General features: G+C 65.8%; 16 protein-coding genes. 9 read left to right on the forward strand and 7 right to left on the reverse strand.

Features of this window, described 5'->3' with window-relative positions:
* Positions 1-310 precede the first annotated feature (310 nt).
* Positions 311-5878, forward strand: a complete 5568-nt coding sequence (locus AC1DSA_RS05860) for a trifunctional serine/threonine-protein kinase/ATP-binding protein/sensor histidine kinase (RefSeq protein ID WP_477887013.1) — start codon at positions 311-313, stop codon at positions 5876-5878.
* A gap of 6 nt (positions 5879-5884) precedes the next feature.
* On the opposite strand, the gene AC1DSA_RS05865 is transcribed toward AC1DSA_RS05860, so the two are convergent.
* Positions 5885-6553, reverse strand: a complete 669-nt coding sequence (locus tag AC1DSA_RS05865; RefSeq protein ID WP_477887015.1) for a response regulator transcription factor — start codon at positions 6551-6553, stop codon at positions 5885-5887.
* Between the two features lie 445 nt (positions 6554-6998).
* Here AC1DSA_RS05865 and AC1DSA_RS05870 point away from each other — a divergent pair, with 445 nt between their 5' ends.
* Positions 6999-7475, forward strand: a complete 477-nt coding sequence (locus tag AC1DSA_RS05870; protein ID WP_477887017.1) for a (2Fe-2S)-binding protein — start codon at positions 6999-7001, stop codon at positions 7473-7475.
* A complete protein-coding gene (locus tag AC1DSA_RS05875) occupies positions 7472-9646 on the forward strand; it encodes a xanthine dehydrogenase family protein molybdopterin-binding subunit (RefSeq protein WP_477887019.1) in 2175 nt (724 codons plus the stop codon). Before AC1DSA_RS05870 ends, AC1DSA_RS05875 begins: the two co-directional genes overlap by 4 nt.
* Positions 9647-9709: 63 nt before the next feature.
* Here AC1DSA_RS05875 and AC1DSA_RS05880 read toward each other — a convergent pair whose 3' ends face one another.
* From AC1DSA_RS05880 to AC1DSA_RS05890, 3 genes are read right to left on the reverse strand one after another with little or no spacing between them, the layout of a single operon-like run.
* The gene (locus tag AC1DSA_RS05880; protein ID WP_477887427.1) at positions 9710-10807 is read right to left on the reverse strand and encodes an FAD-dependent oxidoreductase; all 1098 of its coding nucleotides are present in this window, start codon (positions 10805-10807) and stop codon (positions 9710-9712) included.
* Complete coding sequence (locus AC1DSA_RS05885) at positions 10780-11121, reverse strand: FAD-dependent oxidoreductase (RefSeq protein WP_477887021.1); 342 nt, start codon at positions 11119-11121, stop codon at positions 10780-10782. Before AC1DSA_RS05885 ends, AC1DSA_RS05880 begins: the two co-directional genes overlap by 28 nt.
* Positions 11118-11492, reverse strand: a complete 375-nt coding sequence (locus AC1DSA_RS05890; protein WP_477887023.1) for a hypothetical protein — start codon at positions 11490-11492, stop codon at positions 11118-11120. The genes AC1DSA_RS05885 and AC1DSA_RS05890 overlap by 4 nt, the downstream gene beginning before the upstream one ends.
* Before the next feature lie 578 nt (positions 11493-12070).
* On the opposite strand from AC1DSA_RS05890, the gene AC1DSA_RS05895 reads away from it, so the two are divergent.
* Together AC1DSA_RS05895 and AC1DSA_RS05900 are read left to right on the forward strand one after the other, a co-directional pair.
* Entirely contained in the window at positions 12071-12301 is a 231-nt protein-coding gene (locus AC1DSA_RS05895; RefSeq protein WP_477887025.1) for a hypothetical protein, read from the forward strand.
* Positions 12302-12359: 58 nt separating this feature from the next.
* Entirely contained in the window at positions 12360-12626 is a 267-nt protein-coding gene (locus tag AC1DSA_RS05900; RefSeq protein WP_477887027.1) for a hypothetical protein, read from the forward strand.
* Positions 12627-13013: 387 nt separating this feature from the next.
* Here the strand turns inward: AC1DSA_RS05900 and AC1DSA_RS05905 are convergent, their stop codons facing one another.
* The gene (locus AC1DSA_RS05905; protein WP_477887429.1) at positions 13014-13541 is read right to left on the reverse strand and encodes a DUF4148 domain-containing protein; all 528 of its coding nucleotides are present in this window, start codon (positions 13539-13541) and stop codon (positions 13014-13016) included.
* 442 nt (positions 13542-13983) lie between these two features.
* Between AC1DSA_RS05905 and AC1DSA_RS05910 the strand changes: the two genes are divergently transcribed.
* The 3 genes from AC1DSA_RS05910 to AC1DSA_RS05920 are packed head-to-tail and all read left to right on the forward strand — an operon-like array spanning position 13984 to position 15690.
* Positions 13984-14454, forward strand: a complete 471-nt coding sequence (locus AC1DSA_RS05910; protein ID WP_477887029.1) for a MotA/TolQ/ExbB proton channel family protein — start codon at positions 13984-13986, stop codon at positions 14452-14454.
* The gene (locus AC1DSA_RS05915) at positions 14444-15103 is read left to right on the forward strand and encodes a hypothetical protein (RefSeq protein WP_477887031.1); all 660 of its coding nucleotides are present in this window, start codon (positions 14444-14446) and stop codon (positions 15101-15103) included. The genes AC1DSA_RS05910 and AC1DSA_RS05915 overlap by 11 nt, the downstream gene beginning before the upstream one ends.
* A 2-nt stretch (positions 15104-15105) precedes the next feature.
* Positions 15106-15690 carry a hypothetical protein gene (locus AC1DSA_RS05920; protein WP_477887033.1) on the forward strand — a complete coding sequence of 195 codons (585 nt, stop codon included), beginning with the start codon at positions 15106-15108 and terminating at the stop codon, positions 15688-15690.
* Between the two features lie 106 nt (positions 15691-15796).
* Here AC1DSA_RS05920 and AC1DSA_RS05925 read toward each other — a convergent pair whose 3' ends face one another.
* Complete coding sequence (locus AC1DSA_RS05925; protein WP_477887035.1) at positions 15797-16276, reverse strand: RidA family protein; 480 nt, start codon at positions 16274-16276, stop codon at positions 15797-15799.
* A 23-nt stretch (positions 16277-16299) separates the two neighbouring features.
* On the reverse strand, positions 16300-16998 hold the full coding sequence (locus tag AC1DSA_RS05930; RefSeq protein WP_477887037.1) for a LuxR C-terminal-related transcriptional regulator: 699 nt from the start codon (positions 16996-16998) through the stop codon (positions 16300-16302).
* Between the two features lie 203 nt (positions 16999-17201).
* Between AC1DSA_RS05930 and AC1DSA_RS05935 the strand changes: the two genes are divergently transcribed.
* On the forward strand, positions 17202-18242 hold the full coding sequence (locus tag AC1DSA_RS05935; protein ID WP_477887039.1) for a D-cysteine desulfhydrase family protein: 1041 nt from the start codon (positions 17202-17204) through the stop codon (positions 18240-18242).
* The last annotated feature ends 45 nt before the right edge of the window (positions 18243-18287 follow it).

Here is an 18287-nt window from a genome sequence, read left to right on the forward strand (position 1 = left end):
TGCGCGCAGTGCCTTCACTTTGGTCTTCCATCGCCGTGCGCGCATCCACCTCCGGCTTGGCGCGTTTGTCGGCCATCGGACAGAGAGGCTGCACTGGCGGCGCCGCGCCCATCCCCTCATGCGGTGCCCCATCGATACCAAGGTAGGGTGGACAGGGTTGCCACGCCGGCGCATCCTCGGCACCCGGTGACGTTGCGCCGGCTTTCAGTGCGCAAACCGAAGAGCTCGACACGGCGCACTGGCTTTCCGTGCACACATGACAGCTTTCAGGATACCAAGTCCAGATCCTGCGGCCAGGCCCGGACATTCGATGAACACGACTGGTGTTGGCGCGCGCTTGGACGAGGACCGGCTGCAGGTGCTGTGGGACGATGGCGAGCGTGCGCTGTGCCGCGGCTTGCGTGACGACGGCCATGGCCCGTCGCGCACCGTGCTCACACTGCGGCTGATCGCCGAACGCCCGGCGCGCGCGAGCATCGATCGGCTCGCGCACGAATACGGTCTGCGCCAAGTGCTCGACAGCACCTGGGCCGTGCGCCCGCTGGAACTCGTGCGCGACCAGGACCGCCCCATGCTCGTGCTCGAGGACCCGGGGGGCGAGCCTCTGGAGGACATGCTAGGCAGCCCGCTCGAAATCGAGCGCTTCCTCCGGCTGGCGATCGCGACCGCGGGCGCGCTGGCGAAACTTCACCGCCAGGGACTGGTTCACAAGGACCTCAAGCCGGTGCACCTCCTGGTCGATGCTGCCGGGCAGGTCAGGCTGACCGGGCTGGGCTTGGCGTCCCGCTTGCCCCGCGAGCGCCAGGCGCCAACCCCGCCAGAGTTCATCGCCGGCACCCTGGCCTACATGGCGCCGGAGCAGACCGGGCGCATGAACCGCTCGATGGACTCGCGCAGTGACCTCTACTCGCTCGGAGTGATCTTCTACCGCATGCTCACGGGCGCGCTGCCCTTCTCGGCTGCCGATCCGATGGACTGGATCCATTGCCACATCGCGCGCTCCCCCATCGCCCCCGGCGAGAGGCTGCCCGGCGTGCCTGCACCGCTGTCGGAGCTCACGATGAAGCTGCTGGCCAAGACGGCCGAGGAGCGCTATCAGACGTCGGCGGGTGTGCAGCACGACCTGCGCCACTGCCTCGCCGAATGGGACGCCGGGGGCTGCATCCATTCTTTCGCCCTCGCCACCAACGATTTGCCGGACCGGTTGCTGATTCCGGAGAAGCTGTACGGCCGCACCGGCGAGGTTCAGGTGCTCCTGGATGCCTTCGAAACGGTTCTCGCAAAGGGGCAGCCGGAGCTCGTGCTCGTCTCCGGGTATTCCGGCATTGGGAAATCCTCGGTGGTGCACGAACTGCACAAGGCATTGGTGCCGGCGCGCGGCCTGTTCGCGTCCGGCAAGTTCGATCAGTACAAACGGGACATCCCATACGCCACGCTGGCGCAGGCGTTTCAGGCACTGGTGGACCAGCTCTTGAGCAAGAGCGAGGCGGAACTGCGGCAATGGCAGGCCGCGCTGAACGAAGCGCTGGGCGCGAGCGGGCAGTTGATGGTGGATTTGATCCCACAGCTGGAACTGGTCATCGGAAAGCAGCCCCCTGTGTCGCGGCTGCCGCCGCAGGATGCGCACCGTGCGTTCCAGGTCGTGTTCCAGCGTTTCCTGTCTGTCTTTGCGACCGCGGAGCACCCGCTCTGCCTGTTCCTGGACGACCTGCAGTGGCTGGACGCCGCCACACTCGACCTGCTCGAAGACGTGCTGGCGCACCATGACCGTCACCTGTTTCTGATCGGTGCGTACCGCGACAACGAGGTCAGCCCCGCGCACCCGCTGATGCGCAAGCTGGAGGCGATCCGGCGCTTGGGTGCGCCGGTGCGGGAGATCGTGCTGACACCCCTTGCCCACACGGACCTCACGCAGTTCATTGCGGACTCTCTGCGGTGCGACCCCGAGCGGGCGGCGCCTTTGGCACGTCTGGTGCACGAGAAAACCGGCGGGAATCCCCTGTTCGTGATCCAGTTCCTGCACGCGCTCGTCGACGAGGCGCTGGTCACCTTCGATCATGCGAACGCAAAGTGGGCGTGGAGCTTGCATCGTATTCAGTCGAAGCGCTACACGGACAACGTGGTCGACCTCATGGTGGCCAAGCTCAATCGGCTGCCGGCACGGTCTCTTCGGGTGCTGCAACAGCTAGCCTGCATTGGACATCGCGCTCCCTTCGACCTGTTGGCGACAGTGTGCGAGGCGCCCGCAGAACAGCTGCACGCAGACCTCTGGGAAGCAGTCCGTTCCGGGCTGGTGCTGCGGTCTGACACGACCTACGCGTTTCACCACGACCGCGTGCAGGAAGCGGCGTATTCGCTCATTGCGCAGGATTCGCGCGCGGACAAGCACCTGCGCATAGGACGGCTGCTCACGACCAGCACCCCACCCACGCAGCGGGGCGAAATCATCTTCGAGATCGTGAACCAGTTCAACCGCAGCACACACCTGATCACCGGGCGCCAGGAGCGGGATGAGGTCGCGGAACTGAACCTGCACGCAGCCGAACGCGCCAAATCCTCCACGGCGTATGCCTCGGCAACCCGGTATCTCGCGGCCGGCGCAGCATTGCTGGACGAAAGCTGTTGGGAGACACGCCACGCGCTGGCGTTCCGGCTCGAACTTCAGCGCGCTGAATGCGCGTTCCTCACCGACGCCACCGAAGAGGCGGAGCAGCGTCTGGCGCAGTTGGCGCTCCGCGCCCGTAACACGGTAGAACGGTCGCGCGTGACCTGTCTGCAGATCGACATGCACACCACGCTGGACCAGGGCGATCGCGCGATTGCCACTGGCCTTGCTTTCCTGCGTGAGCTCGGAATGAATTGGCCGGAGGAACCGACCGAGGAGGAGGTACGGGCGGAATACGAGCTCACGCAGGCGCAACTCGCCGCCCGCTCGCGCGATGAGTTGCTCGGCCTTCCGCTGATGACCGATACCGAGGCGGTGGCCACCCTCGATGTGCTGAGCAAGCTCACCGTGCCGGCCTTTTTCAACAAGGTGCCCCTCTATGCAGTGCTGGTTTGCCGTACCGTACGACTGATCCTGGCAAGCGGCAACAGTGACGCCTCTCCCGCAGGTTATGTGCGGCTGGGCATCGTGGCAGGCCGCCTGTTCGGCGACTACCAGGGTGCTTACCGCCTCGGAGAGCTCGGTCGCGAGCTGGTGGACCGGCGAGGACTCGCGCGTTTTCGGCCGGCCGTGTACTTCCTGCTGGGCAACATGGTGATGCCTTGGACGCGTCCCTACCGGGCGGGACGCGACCTGATCAATGTCGCCTTCAAGGATGCACGCGACAGCGGCTACCTGTACTACGCGACGGTGTGTGCAAAGGGTATGAGCGCCAACCGATTCGCGACCGGCGACCCACTGGCTCTGGTTCAGCGCGAGGCTGAGGAAGGAGTTGCGTTCGGCCGCACCGTCAAGTTCGAATCGTTCACCGACCTGCTGCGCGCGAATGTCGCGCTTGCACGCATGCTGCGGGGCCTGACTCCCCGCTTCGGCAGCCTCAACGACGTCGATTTCGATGAGGCGCAAATCGATTCACGCTACGCAGGCAAGTCGGGAATGGTGCAGTTCATGTACTGGACGACCAAACTGAAGGCTCGCTATTTCGGGCGGGACTATCCTGCAGCCCTCGCCGCGGTGGGCAAGCTGCAGCAGCTGCTTCCCACCAACCTGAGCACCATCGAGCCGGTGGAGTACCGCTTCTATGGGGCGCTTTCACATTTGGCGTGCTGCGATCGGAGCGTGGCCAGTGCCCGGGCGCTGCATCTGGCGGAAGCGAACGTGCACCACGCGCAACTGGAGGCATGGGCGTCAAATTGCCCCGAGAACTTCGAGAGCTGTGCGGCGCTCGTCGGCGCCGAAATCGCGCGGAACTCCGCCCGTGAGCTCGAGTCGATGCGCCTGTACGAGCGGGCAATCCGTTCCGCGCGCGCCAATGGCCTGAACCACATCGAGGCGCTGGCCCATGAGCTCGCGGCTGGTTTCCATGCGGAGCAAGGCTTCGCCGACCAGGCGGAGATGCACCTGCTCAAGGCCCGCAACGGGTACCTGCGGTGGGGGGCGGACGGCAAGGTCCGGCAGCTGGAGACCCTGCATCCGCACCTGGGCAATGCACTTGCCCCGCCGCCCGCCAGTGGAACCATAGGCGCGCCACTCGAGAACCTTGACCTCGCCACGGTGGTGAACGTTTCGCGGGCGATCTCCGGTGAGATCGTGCTGGACAAGCTGCTCGGAACCCTGGTGCGCACCGCCATTCAGCAAGCCGGCGCCCAGCGGGGAGCGCTCATCATCCCCGGGGATCCGGAGCCCCGCATCGAGGCGGAAGCCATCGTGGACGGCGACACCGTGGCAATCGAGCTGCGCGACGGGCCGGTGGCCGACGCAACCCTGCCGAAATCAGTCCTGCTGTACGTGCTGCGCACTCTGGAGCCGGTGATCCTCGATGACGCGGCATCCCATCCTTCTTTTGCCGCGGATCCCTATGTGCGGCAACACAAGTCGCGCTCGATCTTCTGCCTTCCCCTGCTGACGCAGGCCAAGCTCAGCGGAGTTCTGTACCTGGAGAACAATCTCGCACCGGGCGTGTTCATCCCGGGCCGCACGGGAGTGCTCAAGATGCTCGCGTCCCAGGCGGCGATTGCCCTGGAGAACGCCCGCCTCTATCGGGACCTGGCCGAACGCGAGTCCAGGATTCGGCGATTGGTGGATGCAAACATCATCGGCACCTACATCTGGAAAGTCGAGTCGCGCGACCGCGGCAAAGTGCCTGTGCTGGTCGATGCGAACGACGCGTTTCTGCGCATGGTTGGGCATGAGCGCGCAGACCTCGTGGCCGGACGCGTCACCCGCGCGACGCTGTCACCGCCGGAGTGGCGCGAGCGCGATGCGCTGACGATGGCACAGGTGCAGGCAGTGGGCAGCGTAGCGCCTTTCGAGAAGGAGTACATCCGAAAAGACGGCAGCCGGGTGCCGGTCCTGATGGGGCTTGCCGCGTTTGATGAACGCCGCGCGGAAGGACTTGCCTTCGTCATCGATCTGAGCGAGCGCAAGCGCGCAGAGGCCGAGGCGCGCGGTAACGAGCGCCGCTACCGGGAGGTGGAGTCGGCGCTGGCACATGCCAGCCGTGTCGCCACGATGGGGCAGCTGACCGCATCGATTGCGCATGAAGTCAGCCAGCCGGTGGTCGGCGTCATCTCCAACGCCGACACCGCCCTGCGGCGACTGCAGGCAGAGCCCCCCAACATCGCGGGGGCGGCGGAGGCGCTGCAGCGTATCGTGCGCGACGGCACGCGCGCCCGGGAGGTGATCGGCCGGATCCGTGCGTTGGTGCGCAAGGCTCCGCCCCGCAACGATCGAGTGGAAGTAAACGGCGCCCTGCGCGAGGTGATCGAGCTCACCAAGCGCGAAGCGGTCAAGAGCGGCGTGCGGGTGCACACCGTTCTGGCCGACGGCCTGCCGCTGGTGCTTGGCGACCGCGTGCAGCTGCAGCAAGTGATGCTGAACCTGATCGTGAACGCCATCGATGCGATGGGCGGAGGCGGCGAAGGTCCGCGGGATCTTTGGGTGAGCACCGAAATCGTGGATGCCGACACCGGAGGCGACGACGTCATGGTCGGCGTCAGGGATTCCGGCCCTGCTCTGAATATCAGCGAGCTTGGTCGGGTGTTCGAGGCGTTCTACAGCACCAAGCCCGAGGGCCTTGGCATGGGGCTGTCGATCTGCCGCTCGATTGTGGAGGCGCACGGCGGCAAGCTCTGGGCGGACGCCTCGGCACCTCGCGGAAACGTCTTTCGGTTCACCCTTCCAGCCGTTGCGGACCTCGCGGCGCCTTCCTGAATCCCGTCAGGTTTTCGGAGGCGAGGTGGAGTCTTCGCGCGGCACCGTGATGCCCAGCTGGGCCGCCATGTTCACCAGATCTGGCAGCGAGTCGGCGTGCATCTTTCGCATCACGCTGCCGCGATGGGCCTTCACCGTGATCTCGCTGATGCCCAGTTCGCCCCCCACCTGCTTGTTGAGCAAGCCGGTGACAACCAGGGCCATGACCTCGCGCTCGCGCGGACTTAGCGAGGCGTAGGTTTCACGCAGCGCTGCGAGCTGCGCCTGGCGCTCCAGCGCCGCACGGCTGCGTTCCAGCGCCTGCGTTACCGCGTCCAGCAGAATGTCGTTACTGAAAGGCTTTGTCAAAAACTCGACCGCACCCGCCTTCATTGCTCGCACCGTCGTGGGCACGTCGCCATACCCCGTGACGAAGATGATGGGCATGTCCCGTCGGTCGGCTGCGACACGTTCTTGCAGCTCGAGCCCATTGAGGCCAGGCATGGAGACGTCGAGGATCAGGCAGCTGGGGACCAGCTGCCGCGGACGCGCTAGGAATTCCTGCGCGGACTCGAAGGTTTCGGACTGCCATCCCACGGTACTGAACAGCGACTCGAGTGCCTCGCGAACGGACAGGTCGTCGTCAACGACGAACACGACGGGCATTGGCGCTGCGCCCCGTGCAGCTTCGGTCATCTCCGACTCCTTTTTTTCGAGGTTGCAGCAACGCAGCGGCCCTCGCACAGCAAGGATGCTCCGAAGCGGCGGCGCCGTAAACAGGATTCTGAAGCCCGCACCTGGGCCTCTGCGCCCGTGCAATCTGGTTGAGAGCTTCATCCCGCACCAGCGCGCTACTGCGGCGGTCCGACAGCCACGGCGTCGCTCCTTGCGCGGCTGCGCAGTGGCACCGACTGTGAGGGGATAAGTCGTCTCTAGCTACTACCCGGAAGGAGGTGCTCAGGGGGCGCCTCTCGCATGGGCGCGCCCTAAGCCATTCGGCCGAGCCGGGCACTGCGCCGCGGTCGGCTCCACATGTCGCACTCCGGCCGGATACGCGGCAGCGCCGCGCCAATGACAGTTGCTGGCGTCCCCCTGCTGCGCGTCCGCGCGAACCTGTCCCCATCCCCTACAAGGAGCACCCATGGCGTCAACAAGGATTTTGCGAATCAACGGGGAGCCGAAACCCATCGAAGTTTCCGACGACACGCCCCTCCTGTGGGTCTTGCGCGATGTCCTTGGCATGACCGGCACCAAATTCGGTTGCGGGCTCGCGCAATGCGGCGCGTGCACCGTTCACGTGGATGGGCAGGCGGTGCGCTCCTGTGTCCTGCCGGTGGCTGGTCTCAATGGCAAGAACATCACGACCATCGAGGCTGCCGCGAAAAGCGAAGTCGGCGCCCGTGTGCAGCGAGCATGGCTGGATCTGGAAGTCGTGCAGTGCGGCTACTGCCAGTCGGGCCAGATCATGTCAGCCACCGCACTCCTGGAGAAAACGCCTCAGCCGAGCGATGCCGACATCGACGCCGCGATGTCGGGCAACATCTGCCGCTGCGGTACCTACGTACGGGTGCGTCAGGCCATCAAACAGGCGGCCTCGGCCGGCAAGGTGCGGTCATGAACAGCGTTGCCGATACCACGCCGGGGACGGTGTCGCGCCGGGGGCTCCTGAAGGGCGCCTTCGCGGGCAGCTTCGTGCTCGCCTTCCATCTGCCGTCAGGGGCAGCCAGCGAGCCGGAAGTGGCCGCCGGGAAGCTCGACGGCAACTTCGTCCCGAATGCGTTTATCCGCATCGACCGCACTGGCACCACCACCCTCGTGATGCCGCAAGTCGAAATGGGCCAAGGCATCTACACGTCGATCGCGATGATCCTGGCGGAGGAGCTCGATGCCGATTTTTCGCGCGTGGTGTTACGGCATGCGCCTCCCGACGAGAAGCACTACGCAAATCCGACTTTCGGCGTGCAGGTCACCGGCAACTCGAACTCGATCCGCGCCTTCTGGACGCCGCTCCGGTCTGCGGGCGCCAGCGCACGCGCCACCCTCGTGCAGGCGGCGGCAGCCCGCTGGAACGTGGCGGCCGGCGAGTGCTCGACCGCGTCCGGACACGTGATCCACGGCCCGTCCGGCCGGAAGCTCGCCTACGGCGCACTGGCCGAGGCGGCTGCAGCGTTGGCGCCGGTGAAGAATGCGCCTCTGAAGGAACCTTCCCGCTTCACCCTGGTCGGCAAGCCGCTCAAGCGGCTCGACACGCCGGGAAAGGTCAATGGCGCTGCCGTGTTCGGCATAGACACCATGCTTCCCGGCATGAAGTTCGCGACCGTCGCTGCCAGCCCGGTCGTGGGCGGCAAGGTACGGCGTGTGGACGAGCAGGCCGCGAGGAAAGTGCCTGGCGTGCGCAAGGTGGTGGTACTCGATGACCTGGTCGCCTGCATCGCCGACCACATGTGGGCAGCAAAGAAAGGGCTGGAGGCGCTGAAGACCGATTGGGACGACGGGCCGAACGGGCAGGTTTCGACGCAGCAGATGTGGGACGAACTGCGCGCGGCCAGCCGGCAAGAGGGAGTGCTCGCCAAGTCCGTGGGCGACACCTCCAAGGCACGTGGGATGCGCCACGAGGCGGCCTACGAACTGCCGCTGCTCGCGCACGCGACGATGGAGCCGATGAACTGCACGGCGCGCGTGAACGCCGATGGCTGCGAGATCTGGATTGGTACGCAGGTGATAGCGCGCGTCCAGCAAACGGTGGCGGCCCTGCTGCGCATGCCTGCCGAAAAAGTGACGGTGCACAACCACCTGCTCGGTGGCGGTTTCGGTCGGCGGCTGGAGCCCGACATGGCCCTCACCGCCGTGCGTGTTGCACAGCAATACCCAGGTGTGCCGGTCAAGGTCGTGTGGACGCGGGAAGAGGACATCCAGCAGGACATCTACCGCCCGATGTACCGTGACATCGTGTCCGCCACCCTGGTGGACGGCCGGATCGATTCCTTCGACTACAAGGTGTGCGGCTCCTCCATACTCGCCCGCTGGCTCCCGCCGGCATTCCAGAAGGGCATCGACATCGACGCCGTGGACAGCGCGGTGGACATGCCTTACGACCTCCCGAACCTGCGGGTTGCCTATGTGCGTTCCGAGCCCAAGGCTGTGCGAACCGGCTTCTGGCGTGGAGTGGGCTGCAACAACAACGTCTTCGCGATAGAGTGCTTCATGGACGAGCTGGCGCGCAAGGCCGGCAAGGACCCGGTCGCCTTTCGTGCCGCAATGCTTGGTGGCAACCCGCGGCTCAAGGCCGCTCTGGAGCTGGCTGCGCAGAAATCGGGCTGGGGCCAGCCGACCGGCAAGCGTAGTGGGCGCGGTGTGTGTGCACAGCCCTCCTTCGGCAGCTTCATGGCCACGGTCGTCGAGGCCGAAGTGGACACGCAGGGCGAAGTCAAGGTGCACCGTGTCACCTGCGCTGTGGACACGGGGATTGCCGTGAACCCCGACACGATCGTGGCGCAGCTCGAAGGCGGGCTCATCTTCGGTCTCAGTGCGGCGCTCTACGGGAACATATCGGTGAAGAACGGGCGCATCGAGCAGTCCAACTTCCACGATTACCAGGTGCTGCGAATGAACCAGGTGCCTCGCATTGACGTGCACCTCATCCGCAGTGGGGAAGCGCCGGGCGGCATCGGCGAAACCGGCACGACCGCCGCACCGCCGGCGCTTCGGAATGCGATCTTCGCCGCCACGGGCGTGGCCCTTGCACGGCTGCCGATTGACCGAAAGCTGCTGGCGGCCAAGAAGGCGTGACGTGCGGCGCAGCTGACTGGGGCGGTTGGTCCGCACCGCCCCAGGCAGCGTCCAGCCGCCAGATCAGGACCTGGCCGCGAAGGCCTGCAATGGCTGCAGGCGCTGCAGCATGGTCGGGATCAGCTCGCTGATCGTGGGGTGGATCGGAACGCTCGCCGCGATCTGGCGCACATCCATGTTCCCGGTCATGACAGCGACCAGTGAGTGGATGATTTCGTCGGCGTCCGCGCAGACAAGCGTGGCGCCCAGCAGCCGCATGGAAGCGGCATCCACCAGCACCTTCATGAAGCCGCGGATCTCCGCGCGTTCCCTCGCGCGGCCCACGTTTTTCATCTGCATGAACCCGACGAGCACGTGGCCGCCTCGCTCACGGGCCTGCTGTTCCGAGTCCCCGATCCGTGCCAATGGCGGGTCGACATAGAGGGCATAGCGCGGGACACGCCCGTCGATGCTGCGCTGTTGGCCATCCAGGAGATCCGCCGCGACGACCTCGAAGTCGTTCCATGCGGTGTGCGTGAACGCACCGCGGCCGTTCATGTCCCCCAAGGCCCAGATGCCAGGAAGGTTTGTGCGCAGCCGGCCGTCGACGACGACGTAGCCGCGCGCGTCGCGTGCAACTCCCGCGTGCTCCAGGCCGAGGTCGTCCGTGTTCGGCTCACGGCCGGTCGCCACCAGGACATGGTCGGCGCGCAGCCGCTGAGGCGCGCCGTCGCGCAGGAACGTGAGGACAGCGTGGTCCGAGCTCTCGTCGCGTCGCAACCCTAAGCAGCTCGCTGCCAGTTCGAAAATCACGCCCTCGCTCTGCAGCGCTGCGCGCACTTCACCAGCTGCCTCCGGGTCCTCGCGCGAAAGAAGCGTGGCGCCCTGCTCGACCACGGTCACCCGGCTGCCGAGGCGCCGGAAAATTTGCGCGAACTCCAGCCCGATCGCCCCGGCACCGACGATCGCGAGGTGCGCGGGCAGCTCGTGCAGGTCGAAAACGGTATCACTGGTGAGGTACGGAACACCCGCATTGCGCACCCAAACGGGAACCACCGGGCGGCAGCCGACGTTCAGGAAGATCTTCGGTGCGCTGAGCTCACGTTCGCCTACAGCGATCGTTCCAGAGCTGACGAATCTTCCGTGGCCGGAGATCAGCGAAAGGCCCTCCGTGCGTTGCAGCCAACCCGAAAGACCGCGGAACGATTCACGACCGTCCGCATACGCGCACGCACCTTCGCGAACTCAACCGACACTTGCTCTCCAACGCGAACTCCGAACTCGTCGGCGCGGCGCGCCATCGCGGCCACCCGTGCACTGGCGACAAGGGTTTTGGTCGGCGTGCAGCCGGTGTGCACGCAAGTCCCGCCGACCCGTTCACGCTCCACCAGTGCGGTCCGGTGGCCCGCCTGTGCGAGCCGTACCGCAAGCGCAGGGCCCGCCTGGCCCGCACCGACCACGATTGCATCCCACTGTTCAGCCCTGGCCATGCTCATCCCCGCGCAAGATAACGCTCCGCCAGTGAAGCGTTGAAGACGGCTGCCGCGTCGCGCAGGATCGTCTCCGCGGGGGTGTGCTCGTCCAGCCAGACGTTCGGCTCGGCAAACCAGAGAGTGATCTCCCAGTCGCTGAGCGCCGGGACCAGTTCGCGGATCACCGCAGTGACTTCGGTGCGCGGCACCAGCGTGCCCGGGTCGAACTGGAACAAGGGCAGCATGGTGCGTCCCTGCCACTCGATACTGATGACGTGGCGGTCAACGATCCAGCGTGCCAGGCGCGAGATCGGCTGGTCCGTGTGCCGGCGCAAGCGGAAGACCATTTCTTCGGAACTGGCGAATCCGCCCGTGGCGCGGAAGGCATTCTCCATGTTCCGGTATTGACTGGCTTCCACCGCCTGCAAGGGCGTGGACAGCGCAGCGCGTGCGCAAGACAGTGGAAAGGTCTTTGCGACCCCAGGCTCGCGGTGGGACAGGAGCAGAGCATCTTCACGCATGACGGCTCCCGCAAGGTTCACAAGTGCATTTCACGGGCGCAAAGAAGTCCCGCCCGACTGCCGCGCGGGCCCGCAGGTAGTTGACTCTCGCGTGCTCGGTGAGCACGGAGGTGTCCACGTTGCCCTCGCTATCGCAGGGGAACGCATAACCCCTTCCCGTGTTGAACAGCCCGGCAAAACGCAGTTCGTAGACGTGTGCGCTACCGCTTCCGATCGCTGACGTATCCATCGCAAATCTCCCCGAAAGATGCCGTCATGAAAGCAGGCGGTCGCCCAAGCCGCAATTGGACGATGGTGTTCCCGGTACCTTGGTCTCATGCGGCACGAGGTACGCCTCCCACCGAAGCAGGGGACACAGCTATGCAGGAAGGCTGGGCAAGACCTTCGTGCAATCGACCATCCGGTGGACGTCTGCTTTCATGCGATCTCCCTCGATCCTCAACGGAGCATGCATGCAGACAAAGCCCTCGATGCCACGCCCCTCTTCAGGCGCAACGGAGTGGCCCACGACGCTGCGGTTCAGCAGGCGACTGGGCGAAGCGCTGCGCGGTGCCGACTACGCAGCAGCGTTCGAGGGAGCGAACGAGCCGACACCTGTGCACATCCAACTGCGCAATCCGCGGCGTCAGCGCGAACCTGGGTTGATTGCACTGCTACTTGGCGAACAGCTCACCGCGCCATGAGCGCGGGCACCCCCGCGCGCCATCCCACCCCCGACCCGTTCTTTCATCAGGAGATTCCATGGCCGACGAAGCAGACCTCGCATTTCACGCCGAGCAAACTCACCTCGCCGAGGCACTTGCCGCGCAGCGACAGCACGGCCCGGGACTCATCCCCACTGGCTCCTGCCACTACTGCGGTCGCGCGGACACGGTCGACCGCCTGTTCTGCGACACCGACTGCGCTGCGGACTGGGAGTACCAGGACGCATTGCGGCAGAAACTCGGACTGAGTCGTGGCAGGGCATTGCCTTCTTCAGCGCGTAGGACCCTGTCCCTGCGCCGCTGAAGCAAGACGACGCCCGCAGCCAAGCGGGCGGCACGCGCAGGCTCAAGGGCCAAATGCGCGATGAGACCTGCTATTGGCTCCACGAGCGGCGCATGCGCTTGATCTTGGGGCGGACGAACCGCGCAACGATGAAATCCGACATGAAAATCTTCCTCGACGAAGAGGTCATGCTCGCATCGACACGTTCGATCCTTACCTGGTACGCGCATCACGTTCGGTCTGTGGGATGGATCGTATTGGCCCGCTTAAACCCGGCAACACCACGGCAGGCCGTGCGGCGTGCTGTGCAGATGCTCGAGACGCGCGGATCTGGGGCGCCGCTCACGGAGGCGGCGCCCTCATTCCACGAAACACAGCCGTCCCGCCCGTTGGCGCGGGGCCCGAACGTCAGAACGACCAGGAAAAGGTGCCGCGTCGCGCGGTGGGCACGGGCCGCGGAGTGGCCATCATGCGAGCCGCATCCCCGTAGCGGCCCGGAGAGAGTTGGTATCGCGTGAGTCCCAGCTCCCCTCCGGCGAGGATGTCACCCGTACGCAGCGCTTCGGCGAGTTCCGCCTTCGCTTCCTCGCGGCTCTTGCCGGGAAGGCGTGCCACCGGTGGGTACAGGCTGGGGTACAGCTCGTTCAGGTTGCCGGAAGACTCACCAGCCACGATCTCCCCGCTTCGGATCGCCTCCGCCAGTTCGTTTTTGACCTCGTGGCGTGATTTGCCCTGGACGGCAGCGCTTGGGTACAGATCCGGGCGCAGCTGCCTGAGGGGAAGACCCAGTTCCCCAGGGGCAAGGAGCTCACCCGCCTGGATGGCGCGGTCCAGTTCGGCTCGCACCTCGGCGCGGCTCTTTCCGTCCTGGGCGTTGGCATGTTGCGCGCCGGCGAAAGCAAGCAGGCTGATGGAGAGGAGTATGCGGAGTTTCATGAGTTTCAAGTCCGGTTAATTGACGTGATCGCATGCGGCGCCAACGCGAAGTCGGGCAGCCACGCTTCATTGCACCCGCGAACGTCGGTCTTGACGGTTGACTTGGTGCACTGAGATGAAAGCGCATGTCGCGCGCCCGCGCCATTGCACGATGGTGTGCCCGATACCAAGGGAGCGGTAGTCGATACCTCTGGATTAGGCCGATGGCCCGATGCGCACATAGGCTGCGAGGGGAAGCGAGTCGTCGTGCTTCGTTCCGCTGCCGCTCGGGGGAGCAGCATCCATGCTAAGAGCCTCCCCTCGCAACAGGAGCGCTGCGATGACCACTCTCTCCCAGGAACTCTTCTATCAACACGTTCGCCGCTGCTGGCGCGAAGCCATGAACGAATGCCTGGCCGGCTGCCATCGGGTCAGTGTCCTGCATTGAACTGGAGGAATGCGCATGATCTCCAACCTGCGTTGGTGGCTCGTCTTCCTGTGCAGCGTCGGGGGATTCGCCATCGCCACGGCCACCGGCCACGTCGCAGCAATGTGGCATGTCGACGCATACAAGGTCAGCTTCCTGACGATCACCACGTATTTCCTCGTCACCGTGTTCATCGGCCGGCTCACGTGGCGCATCAGCCGCGGCGACCTCACGTGGCACCTTCGCTACCAGGAGGGCTACGACTATGCCGTGACGCTCATGACGATGCTCGGCCTGATCGGCACCGTGATCGGCTTCATGGGGCTGCTGGCAACCTCGTTCTCGTCATTGGCAGCGGCGGACCCGACCCTCGCGCGACGGGCGATCTCCAGCCTCACGGCGGGATCTGCGACGGCGCTGGTGAACACGCTGGTGGGCCTGGTCGCTGCCGTGGGCTTGAAGCTGCAGGTCATCAACCTGAACTTGGCGGCGAGCCATGCGGAGTAGCGGCAGCGACAAGGCCAACGCGATCGCGGCGATCGATCTTCTGCTGAACCTGCTCATGCTGTTCGTGGTGATCTCGGCGATCGCCATCGTGCAGATGAACCGCCCCTCCCAGGCGAAGTCACTCGAGCTCAAGGCCGAACTGGTGATCGACCTGACGTGGGCCGATCACAACTTTGCGGATCTCGACCTGTGGGTCATGCTGCCCGACGGTCGCAAGGTGGGCTTCACGGCCAAGGACCTGGGGGTGGCAACGCTCGATCGCGATGATCGCGGTGGCTTCGGCGACATCTACGCCGGAGAGCAGGGAGACGCCAAGGTCATCGCGGTGAACAAGGAAACGACGGTGATCCGAGCCATCCTGCCTGGTCGCTACGTGGTCAACGTCGACCACTTCCACCACTACAGCGAGTCCGATCTCGGAATTGCGGAGCTGGACACCACGCCGGACCCGGTGCGCGTGAAGCTGACCAAGCTGAATCCGCAGCTGGCGGAACTCACCTCGCGCACGGTGAGCGTGGGGCGGGTCGGCACCCAGCGCACCGCGTTCTGCTTCGAGGTCGAGCCCACGGGCGCGGTCTCGCAGATCGACACTGAATGCGACGTGCCCTTCGTGGGCGGCGCCGCCAATCCCATCCGACCTGGAACCTGATCATGCTGCGCGAACAGTTCAATCTCCTCTCTCCCGTGGTCGCGGTCTTGCTGCTGCTGATGGTGCTCGTGCTCTACGTGTACTACACCACGGCCCGGCATTACCGACTAAAGCTCCTGCTCGGACCCGCCCTGCTTGCGGCCTGCGCGTTCGCGGTGCCGGCGGTGGGAGCCAGGCTCGGGTATGGCTGGCCCGCACCGCTGCCCGATTCGTTCCAGTACGTCGGCCACCGCACGGTCATCGCGGGTGGCGAGAAACACTGGATCGACGTGATGCTGGTGTCGCAGCAGCAGGCTGGTGCCGAGCCGCGCCTGCATCGCGTGCGCTGGAGCCGCAAGATGGAAGAATCGCTGGAGCGCGCCGAACGAATGAAGGAAGGGCGCGAAGGCGGCGACATCGTTCTGTCCCGGCCATCCCGGGCAAAAGGCGCCGGCGCCGGCGACTCCGATGCGGGTTACTCCGCCCGCCGAATTCTGCCGAGCGACGCGACACCGAAGGGACCACTGCCCGCCCCTGGACTGCCCGGTCGGCAGCCGGGGGACCAGCCGGAGACGCCCCGCTCGTTGCGCCCCAACGTGATCGCCTAGGGTTGGTGCGGCGCAGCTTGCGCTGCCCGGCATAAGGGGAATGCACGCCGTCTCCTCCATCAAGAACGCCCCCGCGATACGGGGGCGTGCGCCGGGAAAGAACCGCTCAGGCCGCGATCTCGAAGATCAGCTCCAGCTCGATCGGCGAGCCGAGCGGCAGGCTGGCAACACCATACACGAGGCGGCAGGGCGACTTCTCGCTGCCGAACACATCCTGCAGCAGTTCGGAGGCGCCGTCCGCCACCTTCGGATGCTCGCGCAGCGCGGGCGAACTCGCGATCATCACGCCGAGCCGTACAACCCGGCGTACGCGATCCAATGTCCCCAGGTGGTGCCGGGCAAGCGCGAGGCCGTTCAGCGCGGCCAGGCGTGCCGCCTCACGGGCAGTTCCAACATCCAGGTCGGCACCCACGTGCCCGACATAGGCCGCTTCGCGGCCTCGGGTCGCCAGCATGCCGGTAAGGAACAGGAGCTGGCCCGACTGCGCCGCCATGACGTAGGCGCCGAACGGCTCCGGCGCGGTGGGTAGCTCCAGGCCAAGCTCCAGGAGCCTTTGTTCGGCAGTGGCAGGTGCGACGTTGGTCATCACGCGCTCTCGTTCGCTGCAGGTCACGCGTACTGCGGACGCGGCTCGGTCGAGCGCACCCGCATGGACACCGGCATGCTCTCGCCCTCGGTGTCGACCGTATCCTCCACCAGCCCACGCGCAGCGGCGATGCGTGCCGCCTGCGTGCGCGAACTGGCGCCGAGTTTCGTCATGATGGCGCTCACGTGCGACTTGACCGTGCCCAGCTCGATGCTCAGCTCGCGGGCGATCGACTTGTTCGGCTGGCCGATAGCGACAAGCCTCAGAACCTCCACTTCACGCGAGGTCAGCGAAGCCCGGGTCAGGCTGTCTGCCATCCGTTGCGCAACGGAAACGCTCATGTACCGGAGGCCATTCGCGACAGCCTTGACGCCGGCCATGAGCTCATCCAGCGGACCGCCTACGAGCAGGTAGCCGTACACCCCGGACTCGATGGCGCGGCGGATGTCGGCTTCCCGGTCGTTCGGCGTCAACGCAAGGATGCGTGCGTCACCCTGCACGCCGATCTGGCGCCGGACCCCGATGTCGGTCAGTTGCATCGCATTCGCATAGTCGGCGATCACGACGTCGACGTGGGGGCCGTCAGCGCCTAGATGGTCGACGCCGTGAACGAACACTTCGAACGTGGCGTGCTGGCGCAGTGCTGCGACCAGGCCGGCACACAGGATGGGATCCGGGTGCATGACCAGCAGGTTGAAGCGGCGCATTGATTGGAAATTCATGGTTTCTCCAGCTGAATGAGGTCGGTTGTGAGGGTGTGCAGCAGCGCCGATCCGGCCCGGGCCACGGACGTGAGTTCACATCAGGCAGCACTGGCACTCCATTGGACGTTGGTATCGGCAATACCAAAGGTGGACAAAGTTGACCCGCGAAGCGTCTAGATTGGTCACGTACGCCGCCGGTGCGGCAACGGAGATCGACAAGCATGGACACCGCACGCCTCCTCGACCGCTTTCCCCGCATTGACCTCGTACGGGGACCTACGCCGATCCAGCGCCTGCGTCGGTTGGAGGCTGCGCTCCATCCAGAGCTCGGGGCCACGCGCGTGTTCGTCAAGCGCGACGATCTCATGGCACTCGGTGGCGGCGGCAGCAAGCTTCGCAAGCTCGAGTTCCTGCTTGGCGACGCGCTGGTCCACGGCGCCGATACGCTGATCGCGACGGGACTGAGCCAGTCCAACAGCACGCGCCTGGCAGCCGCGGCGGCAGCACACCTCGGGCTGCGCGCGGACCTTGGACTGCGCGCGAGATCGCCGCTGGACAGTGGGGAATACGCGGTCGGCGGCAACGCGTTGCTCGCGGAATTGTTCGGTGCGGTGATCCATCCGCTGCCACACGACGCGGACGCCAAGGCCTTCGCAGCTGAACGCGCCGCTTTGCTCGACCGGAACGGACGTATCGGCTATGTGATCCCCGCAGGTGCAAGTTCGCCGCTGGGCAGTCTCGGCTATGTGGCGGCCGCGCTGGAGATCGCACAGCAGGAACGGGCCTTGGGCGCCCAGTTCGACCGTGTCATCGTCGCGAACGGCAGCTCGGGAACCCACGCGGGTCTGATCGCAGGTTTTGCATTGCTTGGCCGGCGGACGCCGGTGCACGGTTTCTCGGTACTGCACAAGGCAGCGGATGCACATGCAGCCACCCTGGCGCTCGCCGGCGCCGCGCTTGACCTGCTCGGCCACGGCGACCCGATTCGCGCCGCGGACGTGACGGTGAGCGATGCGTTCCGTGGTCCGGGATATGGGCACGCGACGAAGGACGCGATCCACGCGATCCGCATGCTCGGCGCACACGAAGGACTGCTGCTCGATCCGGTCTACGGTGGCAAGGCCTTTGCGGGCATGCTGCACGAGGCGCGCACCGGAGCGCTGAAATCGTGTGGCAACGTGCTGTTCCTGCTCGCGGGCGGAACGCCCGCTTTGAACGCGTACCGGGACGACCTGATCGCGGCGGATGCGTCCCGGGATTGAACCGTATGCTGGCCAGGTCACTGCCGCAATCCGAGCTCGAAGGGG

Source organism: Ramlibacter sp. P4_H7, assembly GCF_056400765.1.